General features: G+C 28.7%; 15 protein-coding genes. 7 read left to right on the plus strand and 8 right to left on the minus strand.

Annotation, left to right across the window (positions count from 1 at the left end):
* Positions 1 to 20: 20 nt before the first annotated feature.
* The 8 genes from rsmG to rpmH all read right to left on the minus strand — a co-directional run bounded on the left by rsmG (position 21) and on the right by rpmH (position 6,312).
* Positions 21 to 752 carry a 16S rRNA (guanine(527)-N(7))-methyltransferase RsmG gene (gene rsmG, locus OW763_RS13595; RefSeq protein WP_268041682.1) on the minus strand — a complete coding sequence of 244 codons (732 nt, stop codon included), beginning with the start codon at positions 750 to 752 and terminating at the stop codon, positions 21 to 23.
* A 6-nt stretch (positions 753 to 758) separates the two neighbouring features.
* Entirely contained in the window at positions 759 to 2,654 is a 1,896-nt protein-coding gene (gene mnmG / locus OW763_RS13600; protein ID WP_268041683.1) for a tRNA uridine-5-carboxymethylaminomethyl(34) synthesis enzyme MnmG, read from the minus strand.
* 13 nt (positions 2,655 to 2,667) lie between these two features.
* The gene (mnmE, locus tag OW763_RS13605) at positions 2,668 to 4,047 is read right to left on the minus strand and encodes a tRNA uridine-5-carboxymethylaminomethyl(34) synthesis GTPase MnmE (protein WP_268041684.1); all 1,380 of its coding nucleotides are present in this window, start codon (positions 4,045 to 4,047) and stop codon (positions 2,668 to 2,670) included.
* 61 nt (positions 4,048 to 4,108) lie between these two features.
* On the minus strand, positions 4,109 to 4,738 hold the full coding sequence (gene jag, locus OW763_RS13610; RefSeq protein ID WP_268041685.1) for an RNA-binding cell elongation regulator Jag/EloR: 630 nt from the start codon (positions 4,736 to 4,738) through the stop codon (positions 4,109 to 4,111).
* A gap of 58 nt (positions 4,739 to 4,796) precedes the next feature.
* A complete protein-coding gene (gene yidC / locus OW763_RS13615) occupies positions 4,797 to 5,531 on the minus strand; it encodes a membrane protein insertase YidC (protein ID WP_268041686.1) in 735 nt (244 codons plus the stop codon).
* 29 nt (positions 5,532 to 5,560) lie between these two features.
* Positions 5,561 to 5,770, minus strand: a complete 210-nt coding sequence (yidD, locus tag OW763_RS13620; protein ID WP_268041703.1) for a membrane protein insertion efficiency factor YidD — start codon at positions 5,768 to 5,770, stop codon at positions 5,561 to 5,563.
* A 6-nt stretch (positions 5,771 to 5,776) separates the two neighbouring features.
* A complete protein-coding gene (gene rnpA, locus OW763_RS13625) occupies positions 5,777 to 6,118 on the minus strand; it encodes a ribonuclease P protein component (protein WP_268041687.1) in 342 nt (113 codons plus the stop codon).
* A gap of 59 nt (positions 6,119 to 6,177) precedes the next feature.
* Positions 6,178 to 6,312, minus strand: a complete 135-nt coding sequence (gene rpmH / locus OW763_RS13630; RefSeq protein ID WP_268041688.1) for a 50S ribosomal protein L34 — start codon at positions 6,310 to 6,312, stop codon at positions 6,178 to 6,180.
* 562 nt (positions 6,313 to 6,874) lie between these two features.
* Here rpmH and dnaA point away from each other — a divergent pair.
* The 7 genes from dnaA to gyrA all read left to right on the plus strand — a co-directional run bounded on the left by dnaA (position 6,875) and on the right by gyrA (position 15,742).
* Positions 6,875 to 8,227: a chromosomal replication initiator protein DnaA gene (gene dnaA, locus OW763_RS13635; RefSeq protein WP_268041689.1), complete on the plus strand. Its 1,353-nt coding sequence runs from the start codon at positions 6,875 to 6,877 to the stop codon at positions 8,225 to 8,227.
* A 276-nt stretch (positions 8,228 to 8,503) separates the two neighbouring features.
* Positions 8,504 to 9,610: a DNA polymerase III subunit beta gene (gene dnaN, locus OW763_RS13640; protein ID WP_268041690.1), complete on the plus strand. Its 1,107-nt coding sequence runs from the start codon at positions 8,504 to 8,506 to the stop codon at positions 9,608 to 9,610.
* A 26-nt stretch (positions 9,611 to 9,636) separates the two neighbouring features.
* Positions 9,637 to 9,843: a S4 domain-containing protein YaaA gene (gene yaaA / locus OW763_RS13645; protein WP_268041691.1), complete on the plus strand. Its 207-nt coding sequence runs from the start codon at positions 9,637 to 9,639 to the stop codon at positions 9,841 to 9,843.
* Positions 9,844 to 9,894: 51 nt separating this feature from the next.
* Positions 9,895 to 10,992, plus strand: coding sequence for a DNA replication/repair protein RecF (recF, locus tag OW763_RS13650; protein WP_268041692.1), 1,098 nt, complete (start codon positions 9,895 to 9,897; stop codon positions 10,990 to 10,992).
* Between the two features lie 12 nt (positions 10,993 to 11,004).
* Positions 11,005 to 11,271: an extracellular matrix regulator RemB gene (gene remB, locus OW763_RS13655; protein WP_268041693.1), complete on the plus strand. Its 267-nt coding sequence runs from the start codon at positions 11,005 to 11,007 to the stop codon at positions 11,269 to 11,271.
* Between the two features lie 12 nt (positions 11,272 to 11,283).
* Positions 11,284 to 13,203 (plus strand): DNA topoisomerase (ATP-hydrolyzing) subunit B, encoded by a 1,920-nt coding sequence (gene gyrB, locus OW763_RS13660; protein ID WP_336296899.1) that lies wholly within the window; start codon positions 11,284 to 11,286, stop codon positions 13,201 to 13,203.
* A gap of 22 nt (positions 13,204 to 13,225) precedes the next feature.
* Complete coding sequence (gene gyrA / locus OW763_RS13665) at positions 13,226 to 15,742, plus strand: DNA gyrase subunit A (protein WP_268041695.1); 2,517 nt, start codon at positions 13,226 to 13,228, stop codon at positions 15,740 to 15,742.
* Positions 15,743 to 16,070 lie beyond the last annotated feature (328 nt).

A 16,070-nucleotide genomic window follows, 5' to 3' on the forward strand; every position in this document is an offset into this window, starting at 1 on the left:
CCTCTTGATATATAAGTGAATTATTTTAAAGGCTTTTTAGTAGCACTTCCTGCTTTTCTAGGATACTGCTTAGGTGTGTTTTTTATCTTTTTTATAATAACTAAATTATGTTTTAAATCACTATCTTCAATTTCGATCTCTAAAATATTTTCTAATTTTGCACCTAAAATTGAAATAGCATTTTTTGCTTCTTTAATTTCCTCTTCTACTGAAGGTCCTTTTAAAGCAACAAAATATCCCCCTACTTTTACATAAGGAATACAAAACTCACTTAAAACAGTCAAATTAGCAACAGCTCTCGAAACTACAGCATCGAATTTTTCTCTATATTTAGCTTGCTTTGCAAATTCCTCTGCTCTACCATGTATTGTACTTATATCAGTTATTTCTATTTTATTTGCTATATCCTCTAATACATTTATTCTTTTTCTCAAAGAATCTAAAAGAACCATTTCTATTTCTGGTTTTATTATTTTCATAGGTATTCCAGGAAATCCTCCGCCTGTTCCTATATCAATAATTTTTTTTGCCTCTTTTAATTTCTCAAATTTAAACACCTTAAGAGAATCTATAAAATGCTTTTTAATAATTTCTTCATCTTCTTTTATAGCAGTAAGATTAACTTTTTCATTCCATTCTTTTAATAAATCTTTATATTTGATAAATTGTTCATATTTTTTATCACTAAAACTTAATCCACAACTTTCTACTGCATTCTCTAAAATATCGTAATACTTCCTACATTCACTCAATTAAATTTAAGCCTCCTTATTTCCATGTTTTCTATTATATTGTTCAAGTGTTACTAAAAGAACAGATATATCAGCTGGAGATACTCCTGAAATTCTAGATGCCTGACCAACATTTACTGGTCTCATGTTATCTAATTTTTGAATAGCTTCTTTTCTAAGCCCTTTAGCTGCTTTATAATCAAATTTTTTTGGAATCAATTTATTTTCCATCTTTTTAAATTGTGTTATCTGTTCTATTTGTTTTTGTATATATCCCTCATATTTTGAAATTATATTCACTTGTTGTTTAACATCTTTTGGTAAATCAGGTCTATTTTTATCTAATTCTCCAATATTAAAATAATTTAATTCTGGTCTTTTTATAAGTTCATATAAAGTTATAGGTTTTTTTAGCGGTACTGAATCCATTTTTATCAAGAATTCATTTACTTCTTTCTTATTAGTTATTTGTATGTTTTTAATTCTTTTTATTTCTTCTTGTATTGCAGTCTTTCTTTTTAAAAATTTTTCATATCTTTCATCAGTAATAAGTCCTACTTTTCTTCCCATATCAGTAAGTCTTAAATCTGCATTATCCTGTCTTAATAATAATCTATATTCAGAACGTGATGTCATCATTCTATATGGTTCATTAGTTCCTTTTGTTACTAAATCATCTATCAATACTCCAATATAAGCATCCGAGCGTTTTAAAATAAAAGATTCTTTATTTTGAATTTTAAGTGCTGCATTAATTCCAGCTATTAACCCTTGCCCAGCTGCTTCTTCATAACCTGAACTTCCATTTACCTGCCCAGCTGAAAATAATCCTTCTATATTTTTAAATTCTAGTGAAAGCTTTAATTGAGTAGGATCTATACAATCATATTCTATAGCATATGCTGTTCTCATCATTTCTACATTTTCAAGTCCAGGAACAGTTCTCATCATCTTAATCTGTACATCTTCTGGTAGCGAACTTGACATTCCTCCTACATACATTTCCTGAGTATCTTCCCCTTCTGGTTCAATAAATATCTGGTGCTGCTGTTTATCTGGGAATCTCATAATCTTATCCTCAAAAGAAGGACAATATCTTGGTCCTACACTTTTAATTGAACCATTATATAAAGGAGATCTATGTATATTATCAAGTATTACTTTTTTTGTTTCATCATTAGTATAAGTTAAATAACATGAAATTTGCTCTCTCTCTACATTATCACTCATAAATGAAAAAGGAACTATTTCTTCATCACCCTTTTGTTCTGACATTTTTGAAAAATCCACAGATCTTTTATTAATTCTAGCTGGTGTACCTGTTTTAAATCTTCTGATTTCAACACCATGTTCTGTTAGATTCTCTGTTAATCCACCTTTTGCTGCTGCTAAACCACTCGGTCCTTCTTCAAACCTTAACTCACCTATAATAATTTTAGCTCTTAAATATGTTCCTGTAGCAAGAATAACTGCTTTAGTATTATAATAAGCTCCATTTTTTGTAATAACACCTTTTACTTTTCCATTTTCTATATCTATTTTTACAATTTCCGCCTGTCTTAGACTTAAATTTTCATAATTTTCTAAAATTTGTTTCATTCTATTTGCATATTTCTTTTTATCAGCTTGTGCACGTAATGAATGAACTGCTGGTCCTTTAGAAGTATTTAACATTCTAGATTGAATATAGGTATGATCTATATTTATACCCATCTCTCCACCTAATGCATCAATTTCTCTTACTAAATGCCCTTTGGCCGTTCCTCCAATATTAGGGTTACACGGCATCATAGCAACACTTGCTAAATCTGTAGCACAAATTAAAGTTTTAGCTCCTAATCTTGCACTAGCAAGCCCTGCTTCACATCCCGCATGACCCGCTCCAATAACAACAACATCAAATTCACCTGCAAAATAACTCATTTTATCCCTCCCATTACTTTCCTAAACAAAACTTTGAAAAGATTTTATCTATAATATCTTCTTCAACTGTATCACCTGTTATTTCACCTAAATTTTTCCATGCATTTCTAAGATCAATAGAAGCTAAATCAATAGCAAAAGTATTATTAAGTACTTCCTTTGCAGCTTTCAAACTTTCTTTAGCTCTAATTAAAGCTTCCTTATGTCTTGTATTAGTTATAATAACATCATTTACTTGCACCTTACCACTGAAAAATAATTCTTTTACTGCCTTTTTAAATTTATCTAATCCTTCTCCTTTTTTAGCAGAAATTTCAATGATATATTCAGGATTTAACTCCTTAATGCCATCCTTATCTATTTTACCATCTAAATCAATTTTATTTAATAGTACAATATATTTTTTATCTTTTATAAAATCAATTATTTCTTTATCTTCATTATTTAATTCTTCACTTATATCCAAAACTAACACTATAAGATCTGCTAATCTTATTTTTTCTCTTGATTTTTCTACACCTATTTTTTCAACTACATCTTCTGTTTCTCTAATTCCTGCTGTATCTACTACTTTAACAGGTATACCATCAATATTCATATATTCTTCAATAACATCTCTAGTAGTTCCTGGTATATCTGTAACTATTGCTCTTTTTTCCATTAAAAGTGCATTTAAAATTGACGATTTACCAACATTAGGTTTTCCGACAATTACTGTATTTAATCCTTCTCTTAATATCTTTCCTTCATCTGCACTAATTAGTAACTTTTCAATTTGTTCTAATATATTTTCAATCTCTTTCCTACCTTTTTCAGCAGTTACTTCTTCTAAATCCTCTTCTGGATAATCAACAGTAGCCTCTATATTTGCAATATTTACCAGCAACTTATCTCTAAGTATCATTATTTCCTTGGAAATTTTCCCTGCTGATTGTTCTAGTGCTGATTTAATACTTAATTCAGTTTTAGCATTAATTATATCTATAACAGCTTCCGCTTGACTTAAATCTATTCTTCCATTTAAAAAAGCTCTTTTTGTAAATTCACCTGGTTCTGCATGTCTAGCTCCAGCTTTTAGTACTTCTTCTAGTATTCTTCTAGTAACCACAACACCACCATGACAATTTATCTCCAATGTATCCTCAGCTGTAAAACTTCTTGGACCTTTCATATAACTTACAATAACTTCATCCAATCTTTCGCCTGTTCCCTTATTTATAATATGACCGTATCTCATAGTATAAGTTTTTATATCATCTAGTTTTCTTCCGCTTTTGCCCGTAAATATTGAACTTACTATACTTAATGCTTTATCACCCGATACTCTTATAATAGATACTCCACTTTCCCCTAAATTTGTTGCAATAGCTGCTATAGTATCAAATTCCTTCATATTTTCCACTCCTTATTAATCTATAACTCTTAGTAAAAAGATAAAAGTAAAAGAAAGCCCTTTAGGCTTTCTTCTTTAAATCAACAACAACTCTTCTATAAGGCTCTTCTCCTTCACTATATGTAACTACAGCTGAATTATTCTGAAGAACTGAATGAATAATTCTTCTTTCATAAGGATTCATTGGCTCCAATTTTATATACTTATGATTTTTTCTTACCTTATAAGCTATTTTTTCAGCAAGCCTTTTCAAAGTTTCCTCTCTCTTAGCCCTATAATTTTCAGTATCTAAAGTAATCTTTTTATATTTACCTTCATTATCCTTGTTAACAGATAAATTAACTAAATATTGAAGAGCATCTAATGTTTCTCCTCTATATCCTATAATCAAACCCATATTAGGACCTATAAGATTAACTTTCAATATATCATTTTCTTCTTTAATTATAATTTCCGCAAGTATACCCATGGAATCTAAAACCTGTCTTAAAAAAGTCTTAGCTTCTTCCTTGTAATCTTTTTTTACTTTAACTTGAACTTTTGCTTCTTTTACTTTAAATATCTTAAATAGCCCTTTACTTCCTTCTTCTATTACTGTTATTTCTACTTTATCTCTTGTAACGTTAAGTTCATTTAATGACTTTTTAATAGCTTCTTCAACTGTTTTTCCAGTCATTTCAATAGATAACATCTAAAAGACACCCGCCCTTCTAAACCTGCTAACAGCAAGGCAAATATTCTATTCTTTTTTATTCTAATGCTTCTTTTGATACTTTTTTAGTTCCTATTTTTTGCATGATTACAGTTTGGAATATTTGGAATAGATTATTTGTTACCCAATATATTACTAATGCAGTTGTAAATTTAAATCCCATATACGTAATAAGTAAAGACATTCCTATATTCATAGTATTTGTCTGCTTAGCTTGTGATCCTTGACTACTTTTAGACATCATTAAAGATGATGATAAATAAGTAGTTAATCCTGAAGCTATCGGTAAAATCCAACTAAGAGGATTCGATGTTGGTGTTGCCATTAATTTAAGCCCTAAGAAAGTTACATTACCTATATTAGGATCAATTGTATTTAAATTCATAAATACATAGTATAGAGCAATTAAAATAGGCCATTGAAGCAAAAGTGGTAAACAACCTGCCATAGGATTTACTCCCTTTTCCTTATAAAGCTTCATCATTTCCTTCTGTTGTTGCTGAGGATTATTTTTATATCTCTCTTGTAATTTTTTCATTTCAGGTTGAATTTCATTCATTTTTAATGTTGATTTTATTTGTTTATAGTTTAAAGGAAACAATAATCCTCTTATTATTATTGTAACCACAATTATAGTTAAACCATATGAAACATTAGGATTAGGAAGTACATTATGTATTCCGTTATGAATAATACCAAAAAACTTAATTAAAGCATTATTCAACCATTCAATTCTAAAAATCATTGCATAATTCACTAAAAGCAAATCCAACTAAAAACCTCCTTATTTTTAAAGACCCTTTATTTAACAGGGTCGTATCCTCCTTCATTAAAAGGATTACATCTTAATATTCTTTTTATAGCCATAAATCCACCCTTTACAGCTCCATATTTATCTATTGCTTCAATAGCATATTGAGAACACGTAGGATAAAATCTACAACATGGTGATTTTAAAGGTGACACGTACTTTCTATAAAATTTTATTATATTAATAAGTATTTTTTTCATCATTAATTAATTACATAAACCTACCTTTTTAAATAAATTAATAATTGATTTTTCTATTTCTTTATAGCTCTTATCCCTCGAAGCATTTCTTGCAATAAAAACTAAATCATACCCTTTTTTTAAATTATTACAATTTAATCTATAACCTTCACTAACCAATCTCTTAACTCTACTTCGGACTACACTATTTCCAACTTTTTTGCTAACTGAAATTCCAATCCTATTTAAGTCTATATTTTTGTTATTTGCATATATATATAAAACTAACAAGTGATTTGAATATGATTTACCTCTTCTATATACTCTACGAAATTCTATATTCTTTCTTATTTTTTCTTTTTTTTCCATTGAATAGTTTCTCCTTTTTTTTCTGCAATTGCAGAAAAAGGCCACTAAAGCGGCCCTTCTTATGCTGTCAATTTCTTTCTTCCTTTTTGTCTTCTTCTTCTAATAACATTTCTTCCTGATGATGTTCTCATTCTCTTTCTGAAACCATGTTCTTTTTTTCTTTGTCTTTTCTTTGGCTGATAAGTCATTTTCATACCTGTACACCCCCTTCATTTGCGCTTACATTTATAGTTAAGCAAATACGTATTATCACAAAAAAGTAGTTTTACTATTAAATTATATATATACACTCTTCTAATGTCAAGATTATGCTAAGTTGTTGATAATTTTTTATTTCCAAAAATTTTTTTGTGGATAATTCCTTGAATCCTTGTTATTCTTTTGTTATTATTAACTTTGAACTGTTGATAATTTATAAAAAACATACTTATTCACAGGCTGTGGACAAATTTGTGTATAACTTGTTCAATTCTTTTAATACTCAGCATTTTATTTTTGTATTTTTGACTATTTTTCTTATTTTTATTCATAATATTAATTGTGCATATATGATTTTTTTATTTGTTAGTAAGTTACTTTTATATTTTTTTATTAACAAAGTTATATACATGTGAATATTTTTATTCCTATTTGTCAACAACCTATAATATGAATATATGTTTTTGTTAATAAGTTGTTTATTTCTTGTGATTTGATAAAAAATTTACTTGCAAAAATTTTTTATTATTTTTATAAATTTTGACTGGAGGCCAAAAGATGAATGCCCAACTACAACAATTATGGACAAAAACTCTAAATATAATTAAAGGCGAACTTACTGAAGTAAGTTTTAATACTTGGATCAAAAGTATTGACCCTATGTGTATTGAAGACGAAATAATCAAATTAGAAGTTCCTAATGATTTTACAAGAGGCATTCTTGAAAGTAGGTATAAGGATTTAATAATCAACGCGATAAAACTTATTTCTTCCAAAAAGTATAAAATTGAATTTTTAATATTATCAGAAGAAGCTTTTGAAATAGAAAAACGATCTAAAAAAACAACTAAAGATACTTCTTCTATTATAAATACTGAGGAAATGTCTTGTAATTTAAACCCTAAATACACCTTTAACTCATTTGTTATAGGTAATAGTAATAGATTTGCTCATGCTGCATCTCTTGCTGTTGCAGAAGCTCCAGCTAAAGCTTATAACCCATTATTTATATATGGAGGCGTTGGTCTTGGTAAAACTCATTTAATGCATGCTATAGGCCATTATATATTACAAAACAAACCGAAAACCAAAGTTGTTTATGTTTCTTCTGAAAAATTTACAAATGAACTTATTAATTCAATAAAAGACGATAAAAATACTGATTTTAGAAATAAATATAGAAATGTTGATGTTCTACTAATAGATGATATTCAATTTATAGCTGGTAAGGAAAGAACTCAAGAAGAATTTTTCCATACTTTTAATGCACTTTATGAAGCAGATAAACAAATAATTCTTTCTAGTGATAGACCACCTAAAGAAATACCTACTTTAGAAGATAGATTACGTTCTAGATTTGAATGGGGCTTAATCGCTGATATTCAAGCTCCAGATTTTGAAACTAGAATAGCTATTCTTAAAAAGAAAGCCGATGTTGAACTCTTAAATATTCCTAACGAAGTTATGGTTTATATTGCAACTAATATTAAATCTAATATTAGAGAATTAGAAGGTGCACTAATTAGAGTAGTAGCTTTTTCATCTTTAACTAATAAAGAGATAACAGTTGAACTTGCAGAAGAAGCTTTAAAAGATATTATCTCAAATGAACAAAATAGGAAAATAACAATCGAACTTATTCAAGATATTGTTGCCAATTATTTTAATTTAAAAATTCAAGAGCTTAAATCCTCTAGAAGAACTAGAAATATTACTTTTCCTAGACAAATTGCTATGTATTTAAGTAGAAAACTCACTGATATGTCATTACCTAAGATTGGTGAAGAATTTGGTGGTCGCGATCATACTACGGTAATTCATGCTTATGAAAAAATTTCTACTAATTTAAAAAAAGATGAATCTTTAAATAATGTTATAAATGATTTAACTAAAAAAATAAATAATAAATAATCTATTTTGTATTTTAATAACATCTGTTTATAATATCTTTATAATTTATTGTGGATAAAATAGATCATACAATTTTCACTTGGTAATTGTGGATAAGAGTAATAAATGTTTGTTTACTTATCCACAATAATTTTTGCTCTTATTCTTAAGTATTTACTTGCTTTTGTAGGGTTATCCACATATACACAGCCCCTACTACTATTACTACTATATTTTTATTACTATTATCTTATCTATTATAAACAAATATTATTGTGGATAAAGGAGGTATCTTTTATGAAATTCACATGTGCTAAAAATAAACTTCAAGAGGCTATATCAATTTCTCAAAAAGCAGTAACAGGAAAATCACCTATGCCCATATTACAAGGAATCTATATTTCAGCAAAAGAAAATCAATTAACACTTATAGGCTCTGATATAGATTTAAGTATAGAAACAAAAATTCAAGCACAAATTGAAGAAGAAGGAACTATTGTTGTTGACTCAAAGATATTTGGGGATATAATTAGAAAATTACCTAATAGTGCTATACAAATAAATACTGTAGATAATAATGCAATACAAATTATTTGCGAAAAATCAAGATTTACCTTGATTCATATGAATGCGGATGAATTTCCTAGTTTACCAAGCATAAATGAAAATATGATTTTTAATATGTCTCAAAAAACACTAAAAAATATGATCAAAGGAACCATCTTTGCAATAGCTCAGGATGAAACAAGACCTATACTCACTGGAATTTTATTTGAAGTTAATGATAAAAAACTTAATTTAGTTGCTTTAGATGGCTATCGGTTAGCATTGAAAAGTAATAACATAGATAATGAAAATACTATAAATGCTGTTATTCCAGGAAAGACTTTAAGTGAGGTTGGAAAAATATTAAGTGATGATGATGAAAATGTTAATATAACGTTCACTCCTAATCATATTTTATTTAATTTAGGTCAGACTAAAATCATTTCAAGATTGCTAGAAGGTGAATTTATTAAATATAATTCAATAATTCCAGACGAATATGATTTAAAAGTTACTGCAAAAAAAGGAGAACTTTTAAATTGTATTGAAAGAGCTTCTCTTATGGCTAAAGATGGGAATACTAATTTGATAAAATTTGACATTAAAGAAGATAACCTTATAATCACATCCAATTCTCAATTGGGAAAAGTGAGAGAAGAATTGAATATTGTTTTGCAAGGGAGCGAACTTCAAATTGCATTTAACTCAAAATATTTAATTGATGTATTGAAAATTATAGAAGATGACGAAATTATTATGCAGTTTGCTAGTAGTGTAAGTCCATGTGTAATAAAGAACACAGAAAACACTAGTTATACATACTTAATATTACCTGTAAGATTATTGAATTTTGAATAATCCTACAATATAACGGAGGAATTAAAATGCAGGAAATAAAATTAGAAACAGAAATTATAAAATTAGATGCATTTTTAAAATGGGCTGGAGTAGTAGTGGCAGGTTCAGAAGCAAAATTTTATATAAAAAATGAAGATGTTAAAGTTAATGGAGAAATAGAAACAAGAAGAGGAAAAAAATTAACTAAAGGAGATATAATAAAATTTGATGGGGAAAGTTATAAAATAGTTTGAAAATAACTTTAGTTTATAATTATTGTGGTATAATTAAAGATAGGTGTTTTTATGTATATTAGAAGCTTGCAATTAAAGAATTTTAGAAGTTATGAAAATTTATTTTTAACTTTAACCAAAGGAATAAATATTTTTATAGGTGATAATGCTCAAGGAAAAACCAATATTTTAGAAAGTATATATTATTGCAGTATTGGAAAATCTCATAGAACTAATAAAGATAAAGAACTTATACAATGGGATGCTAAAGATTCATATATCAGTGTATATGTATGCAAAGAAAGACTTGATAAAAAAATAGACATTAAAATTTTTAAAGAAGGTAAAAAAGGAGTAAAAATTAATTCTATAAAACTAAATAATATCTCTGAGCTTATTGGTGTTTTTAATGTTGTGATTTTTTCTCCAGAAGATCTAAAAATTGTAAAAGAATCTCCTGCTAACAGAAGAAAGTTTTTAGATATTGAATTATGTAAACTTAATAAAAAGTATTATTATAATTTAGTGCAGTACAATAAAGTTTTAAGTGAGAGAAATGCTGTTTTAAAAAATTGGAATAGTAATATGAGTATTATTGAAATATATGATAAGCAGTTAAGTAAGTTTGGAAGTTTTATTATAAAAGAAAGATTAAAATACATACAAAACTTAAATGAAGAAGGAAATAAAATCCATAAAGAGATAACTTCAGATACTGAAAATATAGAGTTTAAATATATTACTCCAATAAAAGATTTTAACCATGTTGAGAGAGAACTTCTAGATATATTAACTCATAATAGAAAAAAAGATGCAGAAAAGAGAATGACGTCAATTGGGCCACATAGAGATGATTTTTTAATAAATATAAATGGAATTGATACAAGAAAATATGGTTCGCAAGGTCAGCAAAGAACATCAGTTCTATCTCTTAAATTTGCCTCTTTAGAGCTAATAAAGAATCAGAGCGGAGAATATCCTGTTCTTTTGTTAGATGATGTTTTATCAGAATTAGACGTAAAAAGACAGAAGTATATATTAAATTCAGTAAATAAAGTTCAGACTATAATAACTTGTACGGGGATAGTAGATATAAAAGATTACCTAAGCGATAGTACAAAATTATACGAAGTCGAAAGTGGAAAAGTTGTCTGTCTAAATGGTTCTTAAGGAGGAGAATATATGTTTTTGCATTTAGGAGAAAATGTAGTAGTTCCCTTAAAGGATATAATAGGGATATTTGATATGGAAACTACTATGTATAGTACAGATACTATTCAGTTTTTAAGAATGGCTGAAGAAGATGGATTTGTTGAACGAATAACTAAAGATAATCCAAAGTCGTTTGTAGTCGCGGAGGTGAATAAGAAAAGCAAAATATTTCTATCACCTATTTCTTCTGCTACGTTAACTAAAAGAACAAAAACGGTGTTCTACGAGCCTAAATAGTAAGTTAGGAGGATATTCATGGAAAATAAGCAAGTTTATGATGAATCTCAGATACAAGTACTTGAAGGATTAGAAGCGGTTAGAAAAAGACCAGGTATGTATATTGGAACTACAGGAAGTAGAGGACTTCATCATTTAGTTTATGAGATAGTAGATAATAGTATCGATGAAGCTTTAGCTGGTTATTGTGAAAATATAGAAGTAACTATACATGAAGGCAATTATATTTCTGTAGTAGATGATGGTAGAGGGATGCCTGTTGGTATACATCCAAAAATGAAAAAGCCAACGGTAGAGGTAATAATGACTGTACTTCATGCTGGTGGTAAGTTCGGCGGCGGCGGCTATAAAGTATCTGGTGGGCTTCATGGTGTTGGTGCTTCTGTAGTTAATGCACTATCAGAATATTGTGAAGTTGAAGTTAAAAGAGAAGGTCATATTTGGAGACAAAAATATCAAAGAGGAAAAGTTATCAGTGACCTAGAGGTTGTTGGAGATACAGATGAACATGGAACAAAAACTGTATTTGAACCAGATAAGGAAATTTTTGAAGAAACGGAATTTGATTATGATACACTAGCTCAAAGATTAAGAGAATTAGCTTTTTTAAATAAAGGAACTAGAATAATTTTAAAAGATGAAAGAGAAGGAAAAGAAAAAAAGGATGATTTCCATTATGAAGGTGGTATTAAATCATTTGTATCTTACTTAAATAGAAATAAACAAAAACTTCATCCTGAACCCATTTATGTTGAAGGAGCTAAGGAAGATTACATAGTTGAGTTAGCGCTCCAATATAATGACACTTATAGCGAAAATATATTTTCTTTTGCAAATAACATAGATACTGTTGAAGGGGGAACTCATTTATCCGGATTTAAGTCCGCTTTAACTAGGGTATTGAATGATTATGCGAGAAGATACGGTTATTTAAAAGAAAGTGATAAAAATTTATCTGGTGATGATACTAGAGAAGGATTAACAGCAGTAATATCTGTAAAACTTACAGAACCTCAATTTGAAGGTCAAACTAAAACTAAGCTTGGAAATACAGAAGTACGTGGTATTGTTGATGCAATAGTAAATCAAAGCGTAAGTACATTTTTAGAAGAGAATCCAGATGTTGGTAAAATAGTTATAGAAAAAGCTCTAACCGCATCTAGAGCTAGAGAAGCTGCTAGAAAAGCAAGAGAACTTACAAGAAGAAAAACAGTATTAGAAAGTACTTCTCTTCCAGGAAAGCTTGCTGACTGTGCTTCTAAAGATCCATCAGAATGTGAAGTTTATCTTGTCGAGGGAGATTCAGCTGGTGGTTCAGCAAAACAAGGAAGAAACAGGAATTTTCAAGCTATTTTACCTTTAAGAGGTAAGATAATGAATGTTGAAAAACAAAGATTGGATAAAATACTTGGATATCAAGAGATAAGAGCAATGATTACAGCTTTTGGAGCTGGTATAGGTAAAGATTTCAATTTAGAAAAAATAAGATATAATAGAATAATTATCATGACTGATGCTGATGTAGATGGTGCTCATATTAGAACACTTTTATTAACTTTTTTCTATAGATATATGAAGGATCTAGTTGATAAAGGACATGTGTTTATTGCACAGCCACCTCTATATAAGATACAACGAGGCAAATTTCTAAAATATGCTTATTCAGATAGTGAACTTCAAAAAATATTAACTGAATTAGGTGGCAAGGATAAAAATACTAATATTCAACGGTATAAAGGTCTTGGAGAAATGGATGCAAATCAACTATGGGAAACTACTATGAATCCAGAGAATAGAACATTACTTCAAGTTACTGTAGAAGATGCTATGGCTGCAGATGAAATATTTACAATTCTCATGGGTGATAAAGTTGAACCTCGAAGAGAATTTATAGAAGAAAATGCTAAGAAAGTTGTTAACTTAGATATATAAGCTTAGTAAAGAGGTGTGATAGATGAACAACACAGGGAATGTTTTACAAGTAGATATAAGTAATGAAATGAAAAAGAGCTATATAGATTATGCCATGAGTGTTATTGTTGGCCGTGCACTTCCTGATGTAAGAGATGGATTAAAACCTGTACATAGAAGAATCCTTTATTCTATGCATGAACTTGGTTTAACACCAGAAAAAGGTTACAGAAAATGTGCTAGAATCGTCGGTGATGTTTTAGGTAAATATCATCCTCATGGAGATACAGCTGTTTATGATGCTTTAGTTAGAATGGCACAGGATTTTTCAATAAGATACACACTTGTAAATGGTCATGGTAACTTTGGTTCTGTAGATGGAGATCGTGCAGCAGCTATGAGATATACAGAAGCAAAAATGCAAAAAATAACTTTAGAGTTATTAAGAGATATTAACAAGAACACTGTTGATTTTATTCCAAACTTTGATGGAGAAGAAGAAGAACCGTCAGTAATTCCTGCAAGATTTCCGAATTTACTTGTAAATGGTTCTGCGGGAATAGCAGTTGGAATGGCAACTAATATACCGCCGCATAATTTAACAGAAGTTATAAATGGTATAGATATGCTTATAGATAATCCAGAGGTTTCGGTATTAGAGTTAATGTCTGAAATAAAAGGACCAGATTTTCCTACTGCTGGAACTATAGTAGGAAGATTAGGAATAAAGAGAGCATATGAAACTGGTAGAGGTAAAGTAATTATTAGAGCTAAGACAGATATTGAAGAAGTTAAAGGAAGACAGAGAATAATAGTTACGGAAATACCGTATCAAGTAAATAAAGCTAAACTTATTGAAAGTATAGCAAACTTAGTTAAAGATAAGAAAATAAATGGGATATCAGACCTTAGAGATGAATCAGATAGAGACGGTATGAGAATTGTAATAGAATTGAAAAGAGATGCAACTCCTAATATCATACTAAATCAACTATATAAACATACAAAAATGCAGGATACATTTGGTATTATAATGCTTGCACTTGTAGGTGGGCAGCCTGAAGTTTTAAATTTAAAACAAGTTTTACAACACTATATAACCTTCCAACAAGAGGTTATCAGAAGAAGAACTAAATTTGATTTAGATAAGGCAGAAGCAAGAGCACATATCTTAGAGGGATTAAGAATAGCATTAGATCACATAGATGAAGTTATAACCCTTATAAGAGCTTCTAAAACTGCAAATGAAGCTAAAGAAGGACTTAGGAATAAATTTGGATTATCAGAAAAGCAATCACAGGCAATTTTAGATATGAGATTACAAAGACTTACAGGACTTGAAAGAGAAAAGATTGAAGATGAATATTCAAAATTAGTGGAAAATATAAAATATCTTAAAGAAATTTTAAGCAGTGAATCACTAGTTTTAAAAATAATAAAAGATGAATTAAATGAGATTAAAGCTAAATATGGTGATGAGAGAAGAACAGAAATTATTAATGGTGAAGGCAATGAAATAGATATAGAAGATTTAATACAAGAAAAGGATGTTGTTATAACATTAACTCATACTGGATATATAAAAAGACTTCCAGTAGAGACATATAGTGCACAACGACGTGGAGGAAGAGGTATACAGGCAATGACAACAAAAGAAGATGATTTTGTTGAACATATATTTACAACTACAACGCATAATAACCTTTTATTCTTCACAAATACTGGAAGAGTATATAGATTAAAAGCTTATCAAATTGCCGAAGCTTCAAGAACTGCTAAAGGTGTAAACTTAATTAATTTGATTCCTTTAAATGCTGGGGAAAGAATTCAAACTGTTTTATATCTTAAAGAATTTAAAGAAGATAATTATTTAATCATGGGAACTAAAAATGGTTTAATAAAGAAAACATCTCTTGATGAATATTCGTCTATAAGAAAGAATGGATTAAATGCGATAAACTTAAAAGATAATGATGAGCTTATAAGTGTAAGGCCTACAAATGGTGATAGCGAAATAACATTCGTTACTAAAAAAGGATATGCAATAAGATTTAACGAAAAAGATGTAAGATCTATGGGAAGAAACACATCTGGAGTTAAAGCAATTACATTAAGAAATGACGATGAAGTTGTAGGTATGGAAGTAGTAAAATCAAATGAAGAATTGTTGGTTGTAAGTGAAAATGGATTTGGTAAGAGAACTCCAGTAGATGAATATTCACTTCAAAGAAGAGGTGGAAAAGGAGTTATAACTTATAAAGTTTCTGAGAAAACAGGAAAGGTTATAGGTGCTAGATTAGTTACTGATGATGATGAAATAATGCTTATAAATACTAATGGAATAGCTATAAGAATAAATGCATCAGATATATCTACTACTAGTAGAAATACTATGGGTGTTACGTTAATGAAGACAACTGATAATGAAAAAGTAGTAACATTAGCAAAAGTAAATGTTAGTAGTGAGAATAATGATGTTATTGATGATAGTGATGATAGTGATGATAGTGATGATAGTGATGATATAAAAAATGAACAAACAATAGAAATAAAAGAATAGTAATATAAAGTAGTAACATTAAATATTAGGAAGATATAAAAATAAAAGGATATACAAATGGGTATATCCTTTTATTTTCAGGTGTTTTATAAAAAAGAAACATTTTATAAAAAAAATTTAAAAAGATTGTAAAAAAGTGTTGACAAAAGATCCAATTCAGTATAAAATAGTTTTTGTCGTCAAGAGCGACAAGTAATAAATTGGTCTTTGAAAATTAAACAGAAGTTAAGAAATAATGTCAGTCAATTGTAATGAGTAAAAGATTAAACTTTTAAATTGAGAGTTTGATCCTGGCTCAGGACGAACGCTGGCGGCGTGCCTAACACAT

The organism is Clostridium aestuarii (assembly GCF_026735135.1).
Lineage (GTDB): Bacteria > Bacillota > Clostridia > Clostridiales > Clostridiaceae > Clostridium_H > Clostridium_H aestuarii.